Source organism: Corynebacterium sp. H130 (assembly GCF_037572395.1).
Taxonomy (GTDB): Bacteria; Actinomycetota; Actinomycetes; order Mycobacteriales; family Mycobacteriaceae; genus Corynebacterium.
Genome location: NZ_JBBHLA010000001.1, coordinates 1 through 18,713 on the forward strand (window position 1 = coordinate 1; position 18,713 = coordinate 18,713).

The following is an 18,713-nucleotide window of genomic DNA, read 5'->3' on the forward strand; positions in this document are numbered from 1 at the left end:
TGGTTGATAGCGTAAGGGAAACGCCCGGTCCCATTCCGAACCCGGAAGCTAAGCCTTACTGCGCCGATGGTACTGCACCTGGGAGGGTGTGGGAGAGTAGGACACCGCCGACCAAAAACTTTATAAAAACAGAAAGAGGGGCCGATACCAGGCCCCTCTTTCTGCATTTCGGCACTACGCTAGAGTGCTACATAGACAAATTAGTTCTCAGCCAAAGAAGGGTCTTCGCACAACATGGGTGAATACACATCCCGCAACAGCAACTCATCCCGTGGTGAAGGCCCACGCCGCGGGGGCGGACGGGGCCCCAACGAAGGCCGCCCAAAGCGCGGCGGTGAACGTCGCCACGCACAACGCGGAGGCAGCGGACGAAACGAAGGCAAGTTCCACGCAGGCCCAAACCGCGCAAACTTCCGTGAAGAACGCATCGCAAAGCGTCAAAACGAACCTGATCTCCCGAACGACATCGACGTAAAGGATCTAGATCGTTCCGTCCTCCAGGATCTGCGAAGCCTGTCGAAGGACAATGCTGATGCCGTCGCAAAGCACATGATCATGGCCGCAACCCTGATGGCTGATGATCCTAAGCTCGCCCTCCGCCACGCTCGCGCCGCCAAAGACCGTGGTGGACGTGTGTCCGTTGTCCGTGAAACCGCAGGCATTGCCGCGTACCACGCAGGCGAGTGGAAGGAAGCATTGGCTGAGCTCCGCGCCGCCCGCCGTATGAGCGGTGGTCCCGGTCTGATTGCAGTGATGGCTGACTGTGAGCGTGCGTTGGGACGTCCAGAGAAGGCCATCGAGCTGGCACGTGAGATTGACTTAGCTGAACTTGATGAAGAAGCACGTACCGAGTTCGTTATCGTTGTCGCTGGTGCCCGCCACGATCTTGGGCAGCATGACGCTGCGTTGGTCGAACTTGGCAAGGCCAATCCAAACCGAAACGCCGACGGTGTCAGCGCTTCCCGCTTGATGTACGCCTATGCAGACGCTTTGCTCGCTGTCGGCCGTACCGACGAGGCTCGTGAGTGGTTCGAAAGCTCGCAGCGCGCGGACGTCGACGGATTCCTCGACACCGAAGATCGACTCAAGGAATTGAACTCCAAGTAGGCGCGGTAAAGTTGGGGGCATGATTGTATCCACCGCGTACGATGCCCTCCTCCTCGACCTCGACGGCACAATGTGGGAAGGCGGTCGCGCCATCCCCAACGCCGTAGAAGAGGTGGTGGCTAGTGGACTTCCAGCCATGTACGTCACCAACAATGCCTCAAAGGCACCCGCGGTGGTAGTAGAGCAGCTTGGCGGAATGGGGCTGATGACGACCCCTGATAAGGTCATGACTTCTGCTCAAGCCGCTGTACTCATGGCCCAAGAGGTCTGCGAATCCGGCGCTCGCGTGCTCGTATTGGGTACAGATTCCTTCAAAGAACTAGCTCGCGAGGCTGGTTTCGTCGTTGTCGACTCTGCTGACGAGCATCCGGCAGCCGTTCTCCACGGTCACAACCCAGCCACCGGATGGGCCCAGCTTTCTGAGGCCGCCCTCTCCATTCGACAGGGTGCGCAATACCTGGCCTCCAACCTTGATACCACGCTGCCGATGGAGCGCGGGTTGCACGTGGGCAACGGATCAATGGTCGCTGCCGTCGTGAGTGCAACGGGGGTTCGTCCGCGCTCGGCTGGAAAGCCTGAACCAGAGATGTTCCTGCTCGCGGCGGAGAAGCTGCAGGCAGCGCGTCCGTTGGCAGTCGGAGACCGGCTGGACACCGACATCGCGGGCGGCGTAGCTGCGCGCATGGATACGCTGCAAGTACTCACCGGCGTGAGCGGTCACATGGATATCCTCAACGCGCCTGTAACCCAGCGCGCCACGCTCATCGCGGAGGATATGCGCGGACTGTCTCAAGAGCGGGATGAACTGCTTCCTGGCGCTCAAGGTGGGTTCAGTGCGCGCATTGAAGGCGACACGTTGCTTATCGACGGCGGTAGCGCTGACTCCACAAGCGTCCAGGCGTTCCGCACTGCGCTGGCTGTCGCATGGACGAAGGAAGAACCACACATTGCCCATATTGAAGGCGTTTCCGAGCATGCTCAGCGGGCGGTGGCGACATGGCGGTAGGTGCGCCGATTCCGCATGATCCCCGCAAACCCAAAGTCACTCCCGAACAGTTAGATGAGGCCGTCGCAGCGGTGTTGTCGGAGCCCGTGGAGAATTTGACTGAAGAGGCCACTGTCTTGGCCCGAGCCCACGACATCGTCCACAGCGCGCTGCAATAGAGGAAACATGGTTAGTAGAAGACGACTGGACGCCGAGCTCGTGCGACGCAAAATTGCGCGCTCGAGGGAACACGCAACCGAGCTCATCCGGGGCCGGCACGTGTACGTTGCGGGGATGCTCGCACTCAAACCCGCTACCGTAGTTGAGCCTGACGTGTCCATCCGCGTGGATGAGTCGGCGCAGGACGATTGGGCGTCGAGAGGCGCGCACAAGCTCCTAGGCGCGCTGGAAGCATTTGAGCCGCAGGGCCTCAGCCTCAGTGGCAAAAAGGTCCTCGATGCCGGAGCCTCCACCGGCGGCTTCACGGATGTGTGCCTGCGCCGCGGCGCGCGTGAGGTCGTGTCGGTTGATGTGGGGTATGGCCAGCTCATTTGGCGACTCCAAAATGACGACCGCGTGCGAGTAGTCGACCGCACCAATATCCGACACCTCACCCTCGAACACACGGACGGTCCCTGCGACGCGATGGTCGGCGACCTGTCCTTCATCTCATTGGAGCTGGTGTTGCCTGCCATCGTCGCGGCGCTTGACGACGGCGCAGACCTACTTCCTATGGTCAAGCCTCAATTCGAGGTTGGCAAAGATCGCTTGGGTAACGGTGGCGTAGTCAAGAGCCCGGAGCTGCGGGCAGAAGTTACTCGAGACGTCGCTGTCGCTGCGCAAAAGCTCGGCTTGAGCCTAAAGGGATGCGTGGCATCGCCACTGCCGGGGCCTTCGGGCAATGTGGAATATTTCCTGTGGCTCAAAAAAGATGGCGGGGCATCCGCGTTGGGTGTGGACGACATTGAACAAATGGTGGAAAAGGCTGTATCGGAGGGACCACAGTAGTGACTCGTGAAGTACTGCTCGTCCCGCATACGGGGCGAGAGGTTAACCTGGCATCGGCTGCCATTGCGGCCCAAAAACTCAGCGACGCAGGCATTGGCGTTCGACTCATCGGCGGCGCCAATGAGGAAGTTATCAAGCACCACCCGGTACTCGGCCAGTATCCGATGTTCGGACACGTGGAAGCCGCGACAGATGGCGTGGAATTAGTCCTCGTTCTTGGTGGCGATGGCACGTTTCTGCGCGCCGCGGACCTGGCGCATGCTGCGGATCTTCCGGTGCTCGGCATCAACCTTGGGCACATTGGATTCCTCGCGGAATGGGAGGCTGACTCCATGGAGGAAGCCATTTCCAGGGTCATCGCGAAGGACTACCGAGTGGAAGACCGCATGACGCTGTCCGTGGTCATCCGCGACGAAAACCGCGAAGTACTCGCCAAGGGGTGGGCGCTTAACGAAGTGAGCGTGGAAAACACCAATCGACGTGGCGTACTGGACGCAACCCTGGAAGTCGACTCGCGCCCAGTGAGCAGCTTCGGCTGCGACGGCGTCCTCATCTCCACTCCAACGGGCTCCACTGCCTACGCGTTCTCCGCTGGTGGCCCCGTGCTGTGGCCGGAGCTCGACGCGATTTTGGTAGTGCCGAACAATGCGCACGCATTGTTCGCGAAGCCATTGGTCGTGAGTCCTCATTCCCGCGTGGCTGTGGAATCCCGCAATGCACCAGCCATCGCGATCATGGATGGCTTCCGCACCTTTGAGATGCCACCAGGCGCCCGCGTTGAGGTCGTCCGCGGGGAGCGGTCGGTCCGCTGGGTCCGCCTCGACGACCTGCCTTTCACCGACCGCCTCGTGCGCAAGTTCCGCTTGCCTGTCGACGGCTGGCGCGGGCCGGCCGCGTAGAAACAGTTGTTAAAGTAGGGGATTATGCTCGGAGACATTGCGATTGAGAACTTGGGCGTTATCGCGTCCTCGTCGCTGGATTTTTCCCCTGGCCTCACGGTCCTTACCGGCGAAACAGGCGCAGGTAAGACGATGGTCGTGACTGGTCTGCGTCTCCTGAGTGGTGCGCGTGCGGATGCTTCGCGGGTGCGCACGGGAGCTGATCAAGCTGTGGTCGAGGGACGGTTCTTCCTTGACGATCTCGATCAGAACGCGCAAACCGCAGTCAAAGAACTACTAAACGAAACCGGTGCCCGGCCCGACGAATCCGGCGAGATTATCGCAACCAGAGTAGTGAACTCAACCGGACGTTCGAAGGCACACTTGGGTGGCCGAGCCACACCGGCGGCCACGCTCAGCGACTTCGCCACCGAAGTCCTCACTATTCACGGGCAGAACGATCAGCTGCGCCTGCTCAGCCCTGCAGCGCAGTTAGAGGCACTTGATCGCTCGGATTCTGCCCTGCCAAAGCTTCGGGAAAAGTACGCTGCTGCATTTAGCCAGTGGCGAGCCTTGGCAAAGGATCTCAAGGCTCGCACTGAGAGTCGCCGAGAGTTGGCGCAGGAAGTTGATCGCCTCAAGTTCGCCATCGACGACATTACCTCGATCAATCCGCAGCCCGGGGAAGATACGGAGCTCCTCGCGCTTATTCGGCGACTGCAAGACGTCGATACGCTACGCGAACAAGCAAGCGCTGCGCTGATTGCCATCGACGGTGTCGACGACGGCGACACCCCTGGAGCTGCCGACTTACTCGGTGGGGTGACCTCGGGTTTGGTGGGGTCTGACGATCCTGAGCTCGCTGAATTTGGTGAGCGCATCAGCGCGTTGACCAGCGAGCTCAGTGAATTGTCTCGCGAGTTGGGACGGTACTTGGAGGATCTTCCAGCCGATCCGGACGCGCTGGAATCCAGCTTGCAGCGGCAACAGGAGCTCAAGAGCCTGACACGAAAGTACGCGCCGGACATTGATGGTGTCATCGCCTGGCGCGACAAGGCAGAATCCAAGTTGCGCAGCATTGATGTCTCTGCAGATGCTTTGGACAAACTGAAGGAAGAGGTGGACAAGGCAAAGACGGTGATGCTGCAGGCTGGTGCAGCGCTCACGAAGAAGCGCGCGGCCGCAGCTCAGAGTCTTGCCAAGCGCGTAACCACGGAAATCCAGGGGCTTGCCATGCCCAAGGCTCGATTTGAGGTGGCTCTTGAGCCTGCGAAGCCCTCGCCAACCGGCATGGATGAGGTGGAGTTCCGCCTGGCTGGCGCACCCGAACTCGAAGCACGGCCACTGGCCACATCTGCTTCCGGTGGCGAGCTTTCCCGAGTCATGCTGGCCTTGGAAGTGATCCTGTCGGCCGATTCCATCGGTGGCACGCTCGTCTTCGACGAGGTTGATGCCGGTGTCGGTGGCAGGGCAGCAGTGGAGATTGGTCGGCGTCTGGCGCGACTGTCGCAGCATTGCCAAGTCATCGTGGTCACCCACTTGCCGCAGGTAGCTGCTTATGCGGACACTCACCTGCACGTGTCCAAGGAGGTCACCGACGCCACGCAACGCTCGGGCGTCGAGAAGCTTAATCAGGAGCGCCGGATTGAGGAGTTGGCGCGCATGCTGGCAGGTCTTGAAGAATCAGACACCGGTCGCGCCCATGCCCAAGAACTGCTGGAGCGAGCCCGCGCCGACAGGGAATCAATGGTCTAAAAATATCGTCCCTTCACCGCGCGCCTAGCCCAGCATTGCCGTCACAGGCGCAACAATGGTTGCCATGAGTCTGTTCTCTCGCAACTCCGACCTGCCAGGACTTACCGCCACGCTGCGCGATCTGTCGCTGGAAACCAAGCGAACCAAAAAGCTCAACTCCGGCGACATCGCGCTGATCAATGAGCCAGATCTTGGGCGCGCGCACGCCCAGCGCTTGGCGGATGCGTCGCCAGCGGCGATCATCAACATGGCGCAGTTCACCACGGGCGCGATGCCGAACGTGGGGCCGCAGATCCTGCTTGACGCCGGAATCACCCTGGTTGAGGGCGTGGGCGAAAGCATTCGCGATGGCGTGAAGGACGGCAAGAAGGTACGCCTGACGGATGACGGACAATTGTTCGTCGGCGAGCGCTCCATCGCTTCCGGTGAGGTCCTCACCGCGGCCAAGGCTGAGGCACAGTTCAGCGAGGCGCAGCGCACCCTCGTCGACCACATGGAAGCCTTCTTCGGCAACACCATCGAGTTCCTGCACTCCGAATCTCCGCTGCTTATCGACGGCCTCGGTATCCCAGACACCGGCATTAATTTTGAGGGCAGGAAGGCTCTCGTGCTGAGCCCAGGGCAGGGACACCGCGAGCAGCTGAAGCGCTTGCGAAACTTCATTCGCGAATACGAGCCAGTCCTGATCGGTGTGGACGGCGCAGCGGATACGCTCGTCGAGTCTGGTTACACCCCGGACCTGATCGTTGGTGACCCATCGAACATCGGCAATGATGCGCTGCGCTCCGGCGCAAAGGTCGTGCTTCCTGCGGGACCAGACGGTCACGCTCCAGGCCTCGAGCGCATTCAGGATCTCGGCATTGGCGCGATGACCTTCCCGGCTGCATCTGACTCCGCGACCGATTTGGCGCTCCTGCTCGCCGACTACCACCAGGCCAGCACGATCGTGGCAGCCGGCTCCAAGCTGGACCTGTCTGAAATCTTCGCGGGAGCGTCCTACGCGACGCCATCCGCGCTGCTCACCCGCACCAAGCTTGGCGGCAAGCTTATCGACGGCAATACGGTCGCCGATCTCTACACCGTCCAGCGCTCCGGTGGCAGCGGCTGGATCTGGGCGATCCTCGGCATCCTGGCAGCAATTGCAGTAATCGTGGCGATCGCGGGCCTCAGCGGTGACGGCGCATTCGTAGACAACCTAATTGACACGTGGAACAACATCGCATTGGCGTTCCAAGGGCTGTTCAAGTAATCAGGGGACCTAAGACACATGGCTAAGAGGAAACGACCTACCGGAATTGCCGTCGCGGGCCTTGCCTTTGGTGTTGCAATCGGCACCGCTTTCGGCACCTACGTGCTCTCACCAAACCTGCCGGGTGGCGCAAACGAGGAAAGCCAGCAGGCAGTCCAGGAGCTGGCGTCAGCAAAATCCGAAGCTGCGATCAATGGAGCGCAGGCTAAGGCTGCTGACTCCTACATCGCAGCTACGGCAAATGAAACAGTTGCTGACGTGCTCAAGGACCGCCCTGTTCTGATCTTCCGCACTGCGGACGCCGATGAGGCTGACGTGAAGGCCGTCACTGAGCTGCGCAACAAGTCGGGTGCGAAGGACGCCGGAACGATTACCTTGACGGAGAAGTTCTTCTCCGCTGATGGCGCGGATCCGCTCAAGTCCATCGTCGCCAATACGCTTCCTGCTGGGGCTCAGCTGTCAACTACTCAACTTGACCCTGGAACGCACGGCGGTGAGGCGTTGGGAGCTGCGCTGCTGCTCAACAAGGACAATGGTGAGCCACTGGCTAAGACTGAAGATCGTGCGCTGCTGCTGAAGGCATTGCGCGACGGCGGCTTCATCAATTACCCAGATGGAACCATTCTGCCTGCCCAAATCATCCTGATTGTCACCGGTGATTCTGATGGCGTTGGCGAGAAGAACTTCGCCGCTGTTCACCAGGCAACCTTTGCCAAGGCACTGGATAAGAAGGCAAACGGCGTTGTCGTGGCAGGTCGCGTTAAGACTGCCTCCGACAACGGTGTGATCGGACAGCTGCGTAAGGATTCCGCCTCCGGCGTATCCACTGTGGATTCCGTGGATCGTGCTTTCGGGCAGATCGCCACGATTCTGGCAGCCCGCGAGCAGTTGGACAACAAGCAGGGCGCTTACGGCACTGCCGATGGTGTGGATGCTGTATCGCCGGCTAAGCCTAAGGGATAGCTCTGATGCACAACTTTGAGGTCGTTTCATCAGAACTGCTCCTTGATTCGCCGATCATTGCGGTGCGTCGTGATGGCGTTGTTATGCCTGGTGGCGGTGTAGCAAACCGGGAGATCGTGGAGCACTTCGGAGCGGTCGCGATCTTGGCGTTCGATGGGGAGAAGATCCCGATGGTGCGCCAGTACCGCCACTGCGTGAAGCAACGACTGTGGGAACTTCCTGCCGGCATCCTCGATGTGGCCGATGAAGATCCGCTGGAGTGTGCGCGACGTGAGCTGCAGGAAGAGACGGGTCTTGCGGCTCAAAACTGGTCGCTCATCGTGGACTTGGTGAGCAGCCCGGGCTTTTGCGAGGAATCCATCCGCGTTTTCCTCGCCACGGAGCTCAGCGAGATTGAACAACCTGAGCCGGAAGACGAAGAAGCCGACATGCAGCTCGAATGGTTCACCGTGGACGAAGCCGTGAACATGGTGCTGCGCGGGGAGATCGTCAATGGCATTGCTATCGCTGCGATCATGACCGGTGCGCGACTGATTGAAAAAGGTCTCAACGGCCGTTCCACCGACGAGCCATTCGCGCTGCGACCAACCGCAATGGCAGAGCGTCGCAAAGCTGCGGGCTTGCACGCGGACATGAAGCGGATATGACCTCACCGCGGGGGATTGCTCAGGAATGGCTGAGCCACCTGGCGGTCGAGCGGGGAGCGTCACCCAACACGCTGAGCAACTACAAGCGCGATCTGGATAGGTACGTGGGCTGGCTCGAAGAGGCCGGGATCACGGACCTCAATGATGTCACCTCGGGACACCTGGAAACCTATGTCGCCGAAATGCGACGCGGGAACCCGGCGCAGGGGCGGAAACCGTTGGCAGCCTCCTCGAGTGCTAGGGCCTTGGTGGTTGCGCGCGGACTACACAAGTTTGCCGTGGCGGAGGGCGCGTTGAACGTGGACGTCGCTGCTGCGGTGTCGCCGCCGGCCGCCGCGCAGCACCTGCCAGATACCCTGTCCGTTGCCGAAGTAAGCAGGCTTATCGACGCCACCAGCCCCGAAACTCCCATTGGCCTACGCGACCGAGCATTGCTCGAACTGCTATATGGCACTGGTGCCCGAATCTCGGAGGTCACTGCCTTGACTGTGGACGACCTCCACACTGAAGATGCCATGCTGCGGGTGACCGGTAAAGGCAACAAGCAGCGTCTCGTGCCACTGGGAAGTATGGCGCGACAAGCCGTGGAGGATTATTTCGTGCGAGGGCGTCCCGCGCTTTCTAAAGGCAAGAGTCATGCGGCGCTGCTCAACAAGCGGGGAGGGGCGTTGTCGCGCCAAAGTGCGTGGGGGATCATCAAGGATGCTGCGCAGCGGGCGGGGATCGATAAGGATATTTCGCCCCACACCCTGCGGCACTCCTTCGCCACTCATTTGCTGGAAGGCGGGGCTGACATTCGCGTGGTGCAGGAACTGCTGGGACATTCCTCTGTGACCACCACCCAGATCTATACGCATGTCACCGCCGCGAATCTGCGCCAGGTGTGGAACTCTGCACACCCTAGGGCGTAAAGATCCAGCTTGGTCAAGTCTGGGTGCTATACTCGGCGCGACGCGCACGCAGAGTACCCACAATGGGCTTCTGCCCTGTATCCTGGGAATCACACATGTGTTATTCGGCGCTGCAATGCCGAGAATTTTCGCGAAAGTCAAGGAAGAAGGGTTGATCCATGGCGAACTCGGATCAGGGTGGATCGTCCGCACTGTTCGAGGCTTCAGCACCTGAGCTGGGCCTGACGGGGCGTCCGGTTCGTGAGCTTCCAGAACCTGCGCCGCTGGACAAGCATGGCCCTGCCACCATCATTGCGATGTGTAACCAAAAGGGTGGCGTGGGCAAAACCACGTCCACCATCAACCTGGGTGCCTGCCTAGCAGAGGCCGGGCGCAAGGTGCTGCTGGTTGACCTCGACCCGCAGGGCGCGCTGTCCGCGGGCCTCGGCGTTCGTCATGACGAGCTCGACCTGACCATCTACAACCTGCTCGTAGACCAGCACACCTCGATCTTCCACGCGATCCACAAGACTAACGTGCCGGGCCTGGAGCTCGTGCCAGCCAACATTGACCTTTCCGCAGCAGAGATCCAGTTGGTCAACGAGGTCGGCCGCGAGCAGACCCTCGCCCGCGTACTACGTCCGGTGATGAAGGACTATGACTACATCATCCTGGACTGCCAGCCATCCCTCGGCTTGCTCACCGTCAACGCGCTCGCTTGTGCCCACGGTGTGGTCATCCCGATGGAATGCGAATACTTCTCCCTCCGCGGACTTGCCCTGCTCACGGATACCGTGGAGAAGGTGCGCGATCGCCTCAACTTCAACCTCGAGGTGCTCGGCATCCTGGTGACGATGTTTGACCGTCGAACCTCTCACGCCCGCGAAGTCATGAGCCGCGTGGTGGAAGTCTTTGGTGACCAGGTCTTTGACACCGTCATCACCCGCACCGTGCGTTTCCCCGAAACCTCTGTGGCGGGCGAGCCAATCATTTCTTGGGCACCGAAGTCTCAAGGCGCTGAGCAGTACCGCAACCTAGCCCGCGAAGTCATTGAGCGTACGGCCTAGGCTTTCGCCTCCGCTTCCCGACGGCGCAGCGGAGCAACCAGAAATCACAGGCTTTCAGGTTGCCCTGAAGAACTTCGAGGGTCCTTTTGACCTGCTCCTGCAGCTAATTTCGGCGAAGAAACTTGATGTGACCGAGGTGGCGCTGTCCCAGGTGACCGACGAGTTCATCGCTTACACGCGCGCCCTCGGCGAGACGGCTGACCTAGACGAAGTCACGGAGTTCTTGCTGGTTGCATCCACGCTGCTGGATTTGAAGGCCGCTCGGCTCATTCCGCGTGGCGAGGTCGAGGACGCCGAGGACCTAGCGCTGCTGGAAACTCGAGACCTGCTTTTTGCCCGCCTGCTGCAATACAAGGCGTACAAGCAGGTGGCGGACATGTTGGCGGAATGGCAGCGCCGCGCGCAACGACGCTACCCGCGCGAAGTCTCGCTGGAGCCCCAGTTTGTGGACCTGCTGCCACCGGTGACCATCGGAAAGTCACTGGCCCAGTTCGCCGAGATCGCTGCAGGTGCCTTCCGCCCCAAAGCTCCCGAGTTGGTGGGCACCGACCATATCCACCAGGTTGCGGTGTCGGTGCCTGAGCAGGCCGGAAAAGTGCTGGATACCCTGAGACTTGCGGGCAAGGACACCTGGCTCACCTTCGCCACGCTCACCCGCGACTGCACCCTCACCATGGAAAAGATCGGCCGATTTCTCGCCCTGCTCGAGCTGTACAAGGCACGTGCGATTGGGGTGTCTCAGGAGGAATCGCTGGGTGAGCTACGCGTCGCCTGGACCGGCATCGATGTCGACCCCGCCGTGGTAGCAGCGGCGAATTGGAACTAGGGTTCAGCCTCACCTGTCGTTGCTCGTGAGCGAACACCCATAAATGATTGATATCAACAAAAACGAATACTTTCCAATTAATTTCGAAAACAAACATGTCCTCGAACTTGTGCGCATTGCATATATGGAAATATGAGCCGAAAATCAACTTAAAGTTTCGCTACCCGAAATTGTGACATATATGTGCACGAATTCGAGGCATCGTATTCCGTGCAATGCAAAATGGCGAATGTGATTCGGTTGGAATAGGTATGCCTTCAGTTGATTGGACTGCCGATAGACAGGTTGTGTCGCATCAGAAAATCTGGAAACTCTGTGTTGGGCACAATCCTTAGAGAATTTAGTTCCCATTTCCGAAATTCTTCACCGTTAAACCAAATTGCAAACAGAGTACAAACTCCATGGCGCGTATCAATTATGATTTCAGAAAAATTTCCACTTTCGATATCCAACTTGCCAATTTTGGAAACAACATAAATGTACCGATCGTCTGCAATGGAGGCGTATTGCGGGTAATCTTCGTTTCTTTTGCAAGTTGTTGGATTGCCCCAAATTGACAAATTCCGATACTTGAATACTAGGGAAGGCCAAGTAGACCCGCTAAGGGACCGGCGCATCAGTTTGAAATTTCCCTTACTGTCGAAAGGCCATCTCCTTTCATAGGGAACCCCTGCTTCAAAAGATAGCCAAGCATCAAGTTGTGGAAAATAGTCAACGTCGAAAACCCGGGGAGCATTTCCTTGCTGCGAAAATGTGACGGCGTATCGATACCATGATTCGCGGGGTATCGAAGTTAGACAGCTCAAAGTGCCTGATTCTACAAAAGGTACATCTTGGCAAACATTCCGTAGACTATTCTTTTCGCAAAATGATCGCCAATTGGGAGAAATGGAAATGAATTGCTTAGCCGTCATAAGTGATCGTCAATCGTTTGGGGGTATGCGCAGGTTTCTGAATAGTAACGATATTGATCACACTTGAACCTACCAAAAGGGATATTATTGCCGCCCTTTTAAACTACAAAGCTGGAGAAGCCACATTGATCAAACAATAGCTTCAAAACGCGTGCTTGTGTTCGTGATCGAATACCAAGTCGGATTTCGAATAGTTGCACAGGCAAAGCGTTCAATTAGGTATCAAGGTGCAATTTTTTGAAAATTGCCAGCCGGCGGCGTATCAGATCGGAGGTGCCCGAAAAGGTTAATCCGCCTCCCATAACAAACAGCCAACCCTTTCCGAAATCCGGATCACCGCTTGGAGATGAGCGCATTCCATACAAGAGCATAAGCCCAAGGATGAGTAAGATGACAGATGGAAGCCAGCAGGATGAACGGGTCATCCCCAATCCAATTGAGCAGAGGAATGCAATTGCAACTGCGCCAGCTGATAGGAAAATCCAGCCTTTGGAAAGTTGCAAGGGCAAGAAAAATGAAACGATGAGTGTAAGGAAAATGATTAGCTCAGGTGCTGGAAACCGCCAAATGTTTGAGGTTTGATTACCATGGACCGGGCTTCCCAATTTACGATAACTCCTTTGCGACTTGATAGTATGCTTCTGCCAGACCTGTGCAGGCCCGAGGTCTACGGAAAATGCCATCGGTCCGAGCTGACGTTTGATTGCAAGCGTAGTTTAGCTGCTGCCTCAGCAAAGGGTCGCAGTTTCTAACCCGGAAATCCTTGTCTGGAAAGCTCTCATAGCATTGATCGTGAGTTGCACACGGGCCTCGAAAATCGGCAACGTTTACAATTGCCAGTTCGGGCTCTTCGGAAAAGAAATCAACACCGCGACTACAGAAATCATGTAGCTTCCGTCTTGGATCTGCTAGGTTGTAGCTGTAATTGATCGGTATGGTAATTGGAGAAACCATTCGATAATTGCCAGATGGGATAGTTCGGTGGTATTCAGCATTCTGAGGGGGGAAGTACGATCGGCTTTGGCTTGTAGCTTGGAGCGCTGTGTTTACAGGTGAAGACGGATCATTCTCATGGATATTGTTTGCAAGATCGACACCGAGAACTACCTTTGCAAACTCATATAATCCCTGGTCAATTTCTTTGCCATTGATAGTGATCGAACCACTGTTGCGAAAAATCTCTCCTAAATTAATCGTCGATTTTTCAAAGGCTTGTGAAATGTCACCTTCGGAATTCGTTATTGCATCAGACGTCGGATATCCATATTCACTTCTCTCAAATCCTTGATGTGACCAAACTGCGGAGATTGCGCCCGTGACTGGGTGTGCTCCGTGTTGTGGGTGCCAGTAGATCATGCCGAGGGCGAAGCGGTTGAAGCGTCCTACTCCGTCTGGGGTGCCTTCTTCGTCGGTGGCTGGGTATCCGAGTGGGCCTTTTTCTTCCCCGGTTTCGATCCATTTCTCCAGGATCTTGCCTTCGATGGAGACAACGCCGGAGAGGGAGCCGTAGATTCGGCCGCGTTGGAATGATTGCTTGCGGCCGACGTTGTCGCCGGTGCCGATTTCATCGGATGTGGGGTAGCCGAGGCGTCCTTGTTCCCAGCCGTTTCGTGCCCAGACAATGGAGTTATGTGTTGTTACTGACCATGCTCCGGTGTCTGGGTGCCAGTAGATGAACCCGTTATCGAATTCGGTGCGTTTGCCGACCCCGTCGGGGTTGGTCAGTTCTCCTGATTTTGGCAGTCCCAGGAAGCTGATGGGTGTTTGTCCGGCCCAGGTGACGGCCATGGATTCGTATTTTTCCCGGATGGCGCCGCAAACCTGGTGGGAGCTGGGCCAGTAGGTACGACAGTTCTCTGCTGCCATGGGCTGCATGAGAGGCTCGTCGCCTGGTTTCGTGATGCCGCGTTGCTTGGCTTCTAGGACTTCGGCTTTGTCAGCTTCTTGTTTGGTGACGGTGTCGGGCAGGTCGATGCGGTCGGAGCGCATTGCTCCGTCGATGATGTCGGGTTGTGGTTCACCGAGATCTGTAGGCAATAACTGTTCGTAGTAGTGGTTGTCGATGTTGTTTTTGTTCATGCCGGGCTCGTTGAAGTCCCAGTCGGAGGTGTCGACATCGTAGATGTCCCGCTCACCAGGGGCACGCAATTCCGAAATATTGCTAGCGATCGCTTCCTCGGAAGGCTGAAGGTCGGTTTCCTGTGCGATTGCGGGGATCGGGTTAAAGCAGACTGTAGCGAGCACAGTTAGTGTGGCCCCGAGTTTTTTTAGTCTGTATGTCATTGCTGCGTCTTTCTTAAGAACTGGCAGTGGCATAGAGGTTTCATTGTCGTATGGTGATCATAGGTGAGGGTTAATAGTTTTGCATCGCGAATCATTCAAGCTTTCTGTGGTTGAGTTTCGATCAGACAAGAGATGACTAAGCTTTCTACCCATGACCCTTCCGTTCATTTCTCCGCTGCGCTCCCAGATCGAGTCGATGCTGCTGGTCGTCGATTCGCCAATCGCCAGCGCGACAATCGCGCGGGTGCTTGAGGTCGACGATGCCACAGTAGAAACTGTGCTCCAACAGTGGCAAAGTGAGCTTGACGAGCGTGGCAGTGGCATCGACCTGCGGGAAAGTGCTGAGGGGTGGCGTCTTTACACAAGGAAGGACAACGCTGGCGTCGTCGAAAAGCTTGTGCTTGACGGCAATCAGACGAAGCTGTCGCGGGCGGCCCTGGAAACCCTCGCGGTGGTGGCGTATCGGCAGCCCGTGACGCGCGCGCAGGTCGCAGCGGTGCGCGGTGTGAACGTGGATGGTGTGATGCGCACGCTGGAGTTGCGGGGGCTTATTCGTGAGGTGGCATCCGAGGGGCTCGCGCACCAGTACGAGACGACTGAGTTGTTCCTGGAACTGATGGGAATTGATGGGCTGCACCGGCTGCCGGACCTCGCCCCGCTGCTGCCTGATGTTGATTCGATCGACGAGGAATTCTAGGCACCTCTTCGCTTAGTCCACAGCCACAATGCGCCTGCCAGTGCGATAGTGGTGACCGCGGTGCCGAGGAAATATGTGGTTTCCGCTTTCGGGCTGCCTGGTATGTAGAATTCCGACAACTTGCCAGAAGCGGCCATGCCTACGGCGAAGGTGAGGAAATACAGGGCCGAGAAGGTGGTGCGGTGGGCTTCCGGCGCAAAGTCTGCAGTGGCAGCCATGCAAATTGGGCCGATGAGCAGCTCGCCAATGGCGATGATCGGGGCGATTGCCACCATTGCGAGGAGCGGGGTGGTTCCTGGCGCATCTCCAACAAATGGGAGAAACAGCAGGAACGCTGCGCCTCCGAGGAAAAGCCCGATGGACATCGTTGTGCCCGGTAGTGGGGCATTGGGGCGAACCGTCCAGAAGCGGGCGACCGGGTAGGCAAGGGCCATCACCAGAATCGGATTGAGCGTCTGGACCCAGGCAGCAGGAATCTCAAATGTGCCGATCATGCGGTTGAGCTGAACGTCGGAGTACACCGCGAAAACACCGAAGTTTTGGTAGGAAACACTCCAAAAAGCCGCTCCTGCGAGAAACAGGGGGATGAATGCCCTGAGTTTGACCCGTTCAACGGCTGTGACCTGTGAAGAGCGCAGCAGACCAGCAAAAATAATGATGACTGCGCACAGGACAACGATGAGCAGAATTGAGCTCAAGCGAGAAGGGGTGAGCCAGCGGGATCCAGTCGCTAAACAAGCGATGCCAATAACGAAACCTCCGAGCGCTTTTCGCCGGTTGCGTGGGGAAAGGGGACTGGTGGGCGTCGAGATGCGGGCCACGATGTTGCTAGGTAGTTGCCGGTACATCCGCGGGCGCAGGGTGGCGTAGCTGGCCAGCCCGACCGCCATGAGAACGGCCGCGGCGCCGAAACCCACATGCCAGGAATAGCGGTGCGCGAGGTAACCAGTGATGATCGGGCCGAACATCGCTCCCAGCTGAATGCCGAGGTAAAACAGCTGAAAGCCCTGGCTCTTTTGGAAGGTCGGCCTGTCTGAGTACAGCAAACCCAGGGTAGTGATCGCGCAGGTCTTGAGCAGGCCTGACCCTGCGCCGATGGCGAGCAGCCCCATGATGGCTCCGGTGGTTCCCGGGATCAGACTCAGTACAATGTGTCCGGCCATGACGGATATCGCGCCGCCGAGCAGCGTGCGCTCGGGGCCAGCGAAATGGTCGCTGAGCCAGCCACCCGCGATCGTCGCAAGATACACGAAGGCGCCATACGCGCCGATCAACGCAGTGGCTTCTTGCTTGGCTAGGCCTAGACCGTCTTCGGCGTACAGGTAAAACACCAGGATGGCCTGCATACCGTAGAAACTGAAGCGCTCCCACAACTCGATGCCCACGAGAGACACTAGCCCCGTGGGGTGTCCCTGAACCGGCACTGTTGAACGTTGTTCAATTATTGTCATGTCGATAATTATGGCAGCTATACTTGAACGGTGTTTAATTCCCGCGTTGACGAGCTCCAAGACCTCGATTCTCGCCTGATCTGGCACCCCTACAGCCCCGCCCCCGGTGCGATGTCGAACCTGCCGGTGGCGTCGACAAGCGGGGTGTACCTGCAGCTTCACGACGGCCGCACGCTTATCGACGGCATGAGCTCCTGGTGGGCCGCCGCCCATGGCCATTCACATCCAAAGATCGTGGCTGCCGCCAAGCAGCAGATCGATGCCATGAGCCACGTCATGTTCGGCGGTCTTACTCATGAGCCTGCCGTGCGGCTAGCCGAAACTCTCACGAGACTGACGGGATTGGACAAGGTCTTTTACTCGGATTCCGGATCCGTGGCTGTCGAGGTGGCGGTGAAAATGGCGCTGCAGTATCAGCGGGGAATCGGTCACCCGGAGCGAAACAAGTTGCTGACCTGGCGAGGTGGCTATCATGGCGACACCTTTGCGCCGATGTCGGTATGCGACCCGGAGGGCGGAATGCACAGCCTGTGGCGGGGAGTGATTGCCGAGCAGAAGTTTGTGTCCGCACCGCCGAGTGGCTCGGATTTCGGAGACTTTGTCGCTGAACTGGAGGCGGCTATTGATGACTCAATTGCCGCGATCATCATCGAGCCCATGGTTCAGGGTGCCGGAGGCATGCGCTTTCATTCGCCGGCGTTGGTGGCGGAGGTGCGTCGCCTGTGTACCAAATACGGGATTCTTTTCATTGCCGACGAAATCGCCACCGGTTTTGGGCGCACTGGCGCGCTGTTCGCTTGCGAGACCGCAGGAGTGAATCCGGACATCATGTGTCTAGGCAAGGCGCTGACCGGCGGATTCATGACGTTCGCAGCTACTCTCACCACCGATGCCGTGGCAGAGGCGATCAGCTCACCGGCCGGTGGTGGCGCACTCATGCACGGCCCCACCTTCATGGGAAACCCGCTGGCCTGCGCGGTGGCGTCCGCTGCAGTCAGCCTGATTGAAGAAGGGCAGTGGCGAGAGCAGGTACCGCGGATCGAAACCGAACTTAAGGCCGGCCTAAAGCCGCTCACGGAGGACCCTCGGGTCCAAGACGTGCGAGTTCTCGGCGCGATCGGCGTCGTGGAAATGAAGCGACCTGTCGATATGAAGGCCACTACCGATGCGGCTGTTGCTGGAGGCGTGTGGCTGCGCCCCTTCGGCAAGCTCATCTACTGCATGCCGCCGTTCATATCTACCAGCGAGAACGTCGCCCAGATTTGTCGCGCCGTCCGCGCATCCGTCGAAGCAAACGAGGAGTAATCCATGATTATCTGCGTCACTGGCACGAATACTGACGTCGGAAAGACCATCGCCACGGCAGCGCTCTCGCTGCGACTGAAGGAAGCAGGCTGGGAGGTTATTCCGACGAAGCCCCTGCAAACGGGCGAAGCCCCAGGCCAGGGCGATGCTTTGACAGTGAAAGCTCTCACGGGTCTCGATACTTTCGAGTTCGCGCGGTATCCGGAACCGCTCGCCCCGAATCTGGCGGCCAAGCGGGCTGGGCTGCCGCAGGCGTCGAAAAGCGAGGTCGCCGCGTGGGTGCGCCAGTTTGATGCGCCCGGCCGCGTCGTGCTGGTGGAAGGCGCGGGTGGTTTGCTTGTTCGCCTTGCCGACGACTGGACGCTCGCTGACCTGGCGCTGGAATTACGAGCCCCGCTGATCGTCGTCACCTCAACGGGACTGGGATCGCTCAATTCAGCGGAGCTCACCGTTGAGGCAGCTCAGCGCCGAGGGCTGGAGGTACTCGGTTTGATCGGCGGTCGGCTCCCGGTAACGCCGGATTTGGCAACCCAGTTGAATCTGACGGAATTTCCGGAGGTCACGGGCGTCCCTTATCTGGGATCTCTGCCCGAAGGCTGCCTTAATCGGCTCCCTCAGGTTGCCTCTGAGCTGATGCTGCCCGAGCTGCTCCAAAGGTGACAAATCAGCTGCGTGTCAGCTAGGCTCG

The 18,713-nt window shown here is 58.4% G+C and carries 18 protein-coding genes and 1 rRNA gene; 17 read left to right on the top strand and 2 right to left on the bottom strand.

Annotation, left to right across the window (positions count from 1 at the left end):
- The 14 genes from rrf to WG939_RS00070 all read left to right on the top strand — a co-directional run.
- Positions 1–113: ribosomal RNA gene (rrf, locus tag WG939_RS00005) — 5S ribosomal RNA — on the top strand; the annotation flags it as partial.
- 121 nt (positions 114–234) lie between these two features.
- Positions 235–1,107, top strand: coding sequence for a hypothetical protein (locus tag WG939_RS00010; RefSeq protein ID WP_445227837.1), 873 nt, complete (start codon positions 235–237; stop codon positions 1,105–1,107).
- Between the two features lie 19 nt (positions 1,108–1,126).
- The gene (locus tag WG939_RS00015) at positions 1,127–2,113 is read left to right on the top strand and encodes an HAD-IIA family hydrolase (protein ID WP_339981409.1); all 987 of its coding nucleotides are present in this window, start codon (positions 1,127–1,129) and stop codon (positions 2,111–2,113) included.
- Positions 2,104–2,271: a hypothetical protein gene (locus tag WG939_RS00020; protein WP_339981410.1), complete on the top strand. Its 168-nt coding sequence runs from the start codon at positions 2,104–2,106 to the stop codon at positions 2,269–2,271. The genes WG939_RS00015 and WG939_RS00020 overlap by 10 nt, the downstream gene beginning before the upstream one ends.
- 7 nt (positions 2,272–2,278) lie before the next feature.
- The gene (locus tag WG939_RS00025) at positions 2,279–3,100 is read left to right on the top strand and encodes a TlyA family RNA methyltransferase (RefSeq protein WP_339981412.1); all 822 of its coding nucleotides are present in this window, start codon (positions 2,279–2,281) and stop codon (positions 3,098–3,100) included.
- Entirely contained in the window at positions 3,082–3,999 is a 918-nt protein-coding gene (locus WG939_RS00030) for an NAD kinase (RefSeq protein WP_339982558.1), read from the top strand. The genes WG939_RS00025 and WG939_RS00030 overlap by 19 nt, the downstream gene beginning before the upstream one ends.
- A 24-nt stretch (positions 4,000–4,023) precedes the next feature.
- Positions 4,024–5,733 carry a DNA repair protein RecN gene (gene recN / locus WG939_RS00035; protein WP_339981413.1) on the top strand — a complete coding sequence of 570 codons (1,710 nt, stop codon included), beginning with the start codon at positions 4,024–4,026 and terminating at the stop codon, positions 5,731–5,733.
- A gap of 55 nt (positions 5,734–5,788) precedes the next feature.
- Positions 5,789–6,982 carry a putative cytokinetic ring protein SteA gene (steA, locus tag WG939_RS00040; RefSeq protein WP_339981414.1) on the top strand — a complete coding sequence of 398 codons (1,194 nt, stop codon included), beginning with the start codon at positions 5,789–5,791 and terminating at the stop codon, positions 6,980–6,982.
- Positions 6,983–7,000: 18 nt separating this feature from the next.
- Positions 7,001–7,945: a copper transporter gene (locus WG939_RS00045; protein WP_339981415.1), complete on the top strand. Its 945-nt coding sequence runs from the start codon at positions 7,001–7,003 to the stop codon at positions 7,943–7,945.
- Between the two features lie 2 nt (positions 7,946–7,947).
- Positions 7,948–8,592, top strand: coding sequence for an NUDIX domain-containing protein (locus WG939_RS00050; RefSeq protein ID WP_445227857.1), 645 nt, complete (start codon positions 7,948–7,950; stop codon positions 8,590–8,592).
- Positions 8,589–9,503: a site-specific tyrosine recombinase XerD gene (xerD, locus tag WG939_RS00055; protein WP_339981417.1), complete on the top strand. Its 915-nt coding sequence runs from the start codon at positions 8,589–8,591 to the stop codon at positions 9,501–9,503. Before WG939_RS00050 ends, xerD begins: the two co-directional genes overlap by 4 nt.
- Before the next feature lie 158 nt (positions 9,504–9,661).
- Positions 9,662–10,549, top strand: a complete 888-nt coding sequence (locus WG939_RS00060; protein ID WP_339981418.1) for a ParA family protein — start codon at positions 9,662–9,664, stop codon at positions 10,547–10,549.
- The gene (locus tag WG939_RS00065) at positions 10,533–11,375 is read left to right on the top strand and encodes a segregation and condensation protein A (RefSeq protein WP_445227838.1); all 843 of its coding nucleotides are present in this window, start codon (positions 10,533–10,535) and stop codon (positions 11,373–11,375) included. The genes WG939_RS00060 and WG939_RS00065 overlap by 17 nt, the downstream gene beginning before the upstream one ends.
- Positions 11,376–12,679: 1,304 nt before the next feature.
- Complete coding sequence (locus WG939_RS00070) at positions 12,680–12,871, top strand: hypothetical protein (RefSeq protein WP_339981420.1); 192 nt, start codon at positions 12,680–12,682, stop codon at positions 12,869–12,871.
- 24 nt (positions 12,872–12,895) lie between these two features.
- Here WG939_RS00070 and WG939_RS00075 read toward each other — a convergent pair whose 3' ends face one another.
- Positions 12,896–14,605 (bottom strand): LGFP repeat-containing protein, encoded by a 1,710-nt coding sequence (locus tag WG939_RS00075; RefSeq protein WP_339981421.1) that lies wholly within the window; start codon positions 14,603–14,605, stop codon positions 12,896–12,898.
- A 118-nt stretch (positions 14,606–14,723) separates the two neighbouring features.
- Here WG939_RS00075 and scpB point away from each other — a divergent pair, with 118 nt between their 5' ends.
- Positions 14,724–15,269, top strand: a complete 546-nt coding sequence (gene scpB, locus WG939_RS00080) for an SMC-Scp complex subunit ScpB (protein ID WP_339981423.1) — start codon at positions 14,724–14,726, stop codon at positions 15,267–15,269.
- On the opposite strand, the gene WG939_RS00085 is transcribed toward scpB, so the two are convergent.
- Positions 15,266–16,720, bottom strand: a complete 1,455-nt coding sequence (locus tag WG939_RS00085) for a peptide MFS transporter (protein WP_339981424.1) — start codon at positions 16,718–16,720, stop codon at positions 15,266–15,268. The genes scpB and WG939_RS00085 overlap by 4 nt on opposite strands.
- 30 nt (positions 16,721–16,750) lie before the next feature.
- Between WG939_RS00085 and WG939_RS00090 the strand changes: the two genes are divergently transcribed.
- Positions 16,751–18,025, top strand: coding sequence for an adenosylmethionine--8-amino-7-oxononanoate transaminase (locus WG939_RS00090; RefSeq protein ID WP_339981426.1), 1,275 nt, complete (start codon positions 16,751–16,753; stop codon positions 18,023–18,025).
- A gap of 3 nt (positions 18,026–18,028) precedes the next feature.
- Complete coding sequence (gene bioD, locus WG939_RS00095; protein ID WP_339981427.1) at positions 18,029–18,685, top strand: dethiobiotin synthase; 657 nt, start codon at positions 18,029–18,031, stop codon at positions 18,683–18,685.
- Positions 18,686–18,713: the final 28 nt, after the last annotated feature.

What these genes read in the sequence shown, in the direction of transcription:
- WG939_RS00070 (WP_339981420.1), top strand. Translation starts at nt 12,680, where the DNA reads ATGACAGATGGAAGCCAGCAGGATGAACGGGTCATCCCCAATCCAATT.
- WG939_RS00020 (WP_339981410.1), top strand. Translation starts at nt 2,104, where the DNA reads ATGGCGGTAGGTGCGCCGATTCCGCATGATCCCCGCAAACCCAAAGTC.
- WG939_RS00060 (WP_339981418.1), top strand. Translation starts at nt 9,662, where the DNA reads ATGGCGAACTCGGATCAGGGTGGATCGTCCGCACTGTTCGAGGCTTCA.
- WG939_RS00045 (WP_339981415.1), top strand. Translation starts at nt 7,001, where the DNA reads ATGGCTAAGAGGAAACGACCTACCGGAATTGCCGTCGCGGGCCTTGCC.
- scpB (WP_339981423.1), top strand. Translation starts at nt 14,724, where the DNA reads ATGACCCTTCCGTTCATTTCTCCGCTGCGCTCCCAGATCGAGTCGATG.
- WG939_RS00085 (WP_339981424.1), bottom strand. Translation starts at nt 16,720, where the DNA reads ATGACAATAATTGAACAACGTTCAACAGTGCCGGTTCAGGGACACCCC.
- xerD (WP_339981417.1), top strand. Translation starts at nt 8,589, where the DNA reads ATGACCTCACCGCGGGGGATTGCTCAGGAATGGCTGAGCCACCTGGCG.
- WG939_RS00025 (WP_339981412.1), top strand. Translation starts at nt 2,279, where the DNA reads ATGGTTAGTAGAAGACGACTGGACGCCGAGCTCGTGCGACGCAAAATT.
- WG939_RS00075 (WP_339981421.1), bottom strand. Translation starts at nt 14,605, where the DNA reads ATGCCACTGCCAGTTCTTAAGAAAGACGCAGCAATGACATACAGACTA.
- WG939_RS00010 (WP_445227837.1), top strand. Translation starts at nt 235, where the DNA reads ATGGGTGAATACACATCCCGCAACAGCAACTCATCCCGTGGTGAAGGC.
- steA (WP_339981414.1), top strand. Translation starts at nt 5,789, where the DNA reads ATGGTTGCCATGAGTCTGTTCTCTCGCAACTCCGACCTGCCAGGACTT.
- bioD (WP_339981427.1), top strand. Translation starts at nt 18,029, where the DNA reads ATGATTATCTGCGTCACTGGCACGAATACTGACGTCGGAAAGACCATC.
- WG939_RS00015 (WP_339981409.1), top strand. Translation starts at nt 1,127, where the DNA reads ATGATTGTATCCACCGCGTACGATGCCCTCCTCCTCGACCTCGACGGC.
- recN (WP_339981413.1), top strand. Translation starts at nt 4,024, where the DNA reads ATGCTCGGAGACATTGCGATTGAGAACTTGGGCGTTATCGCGTCCTCG.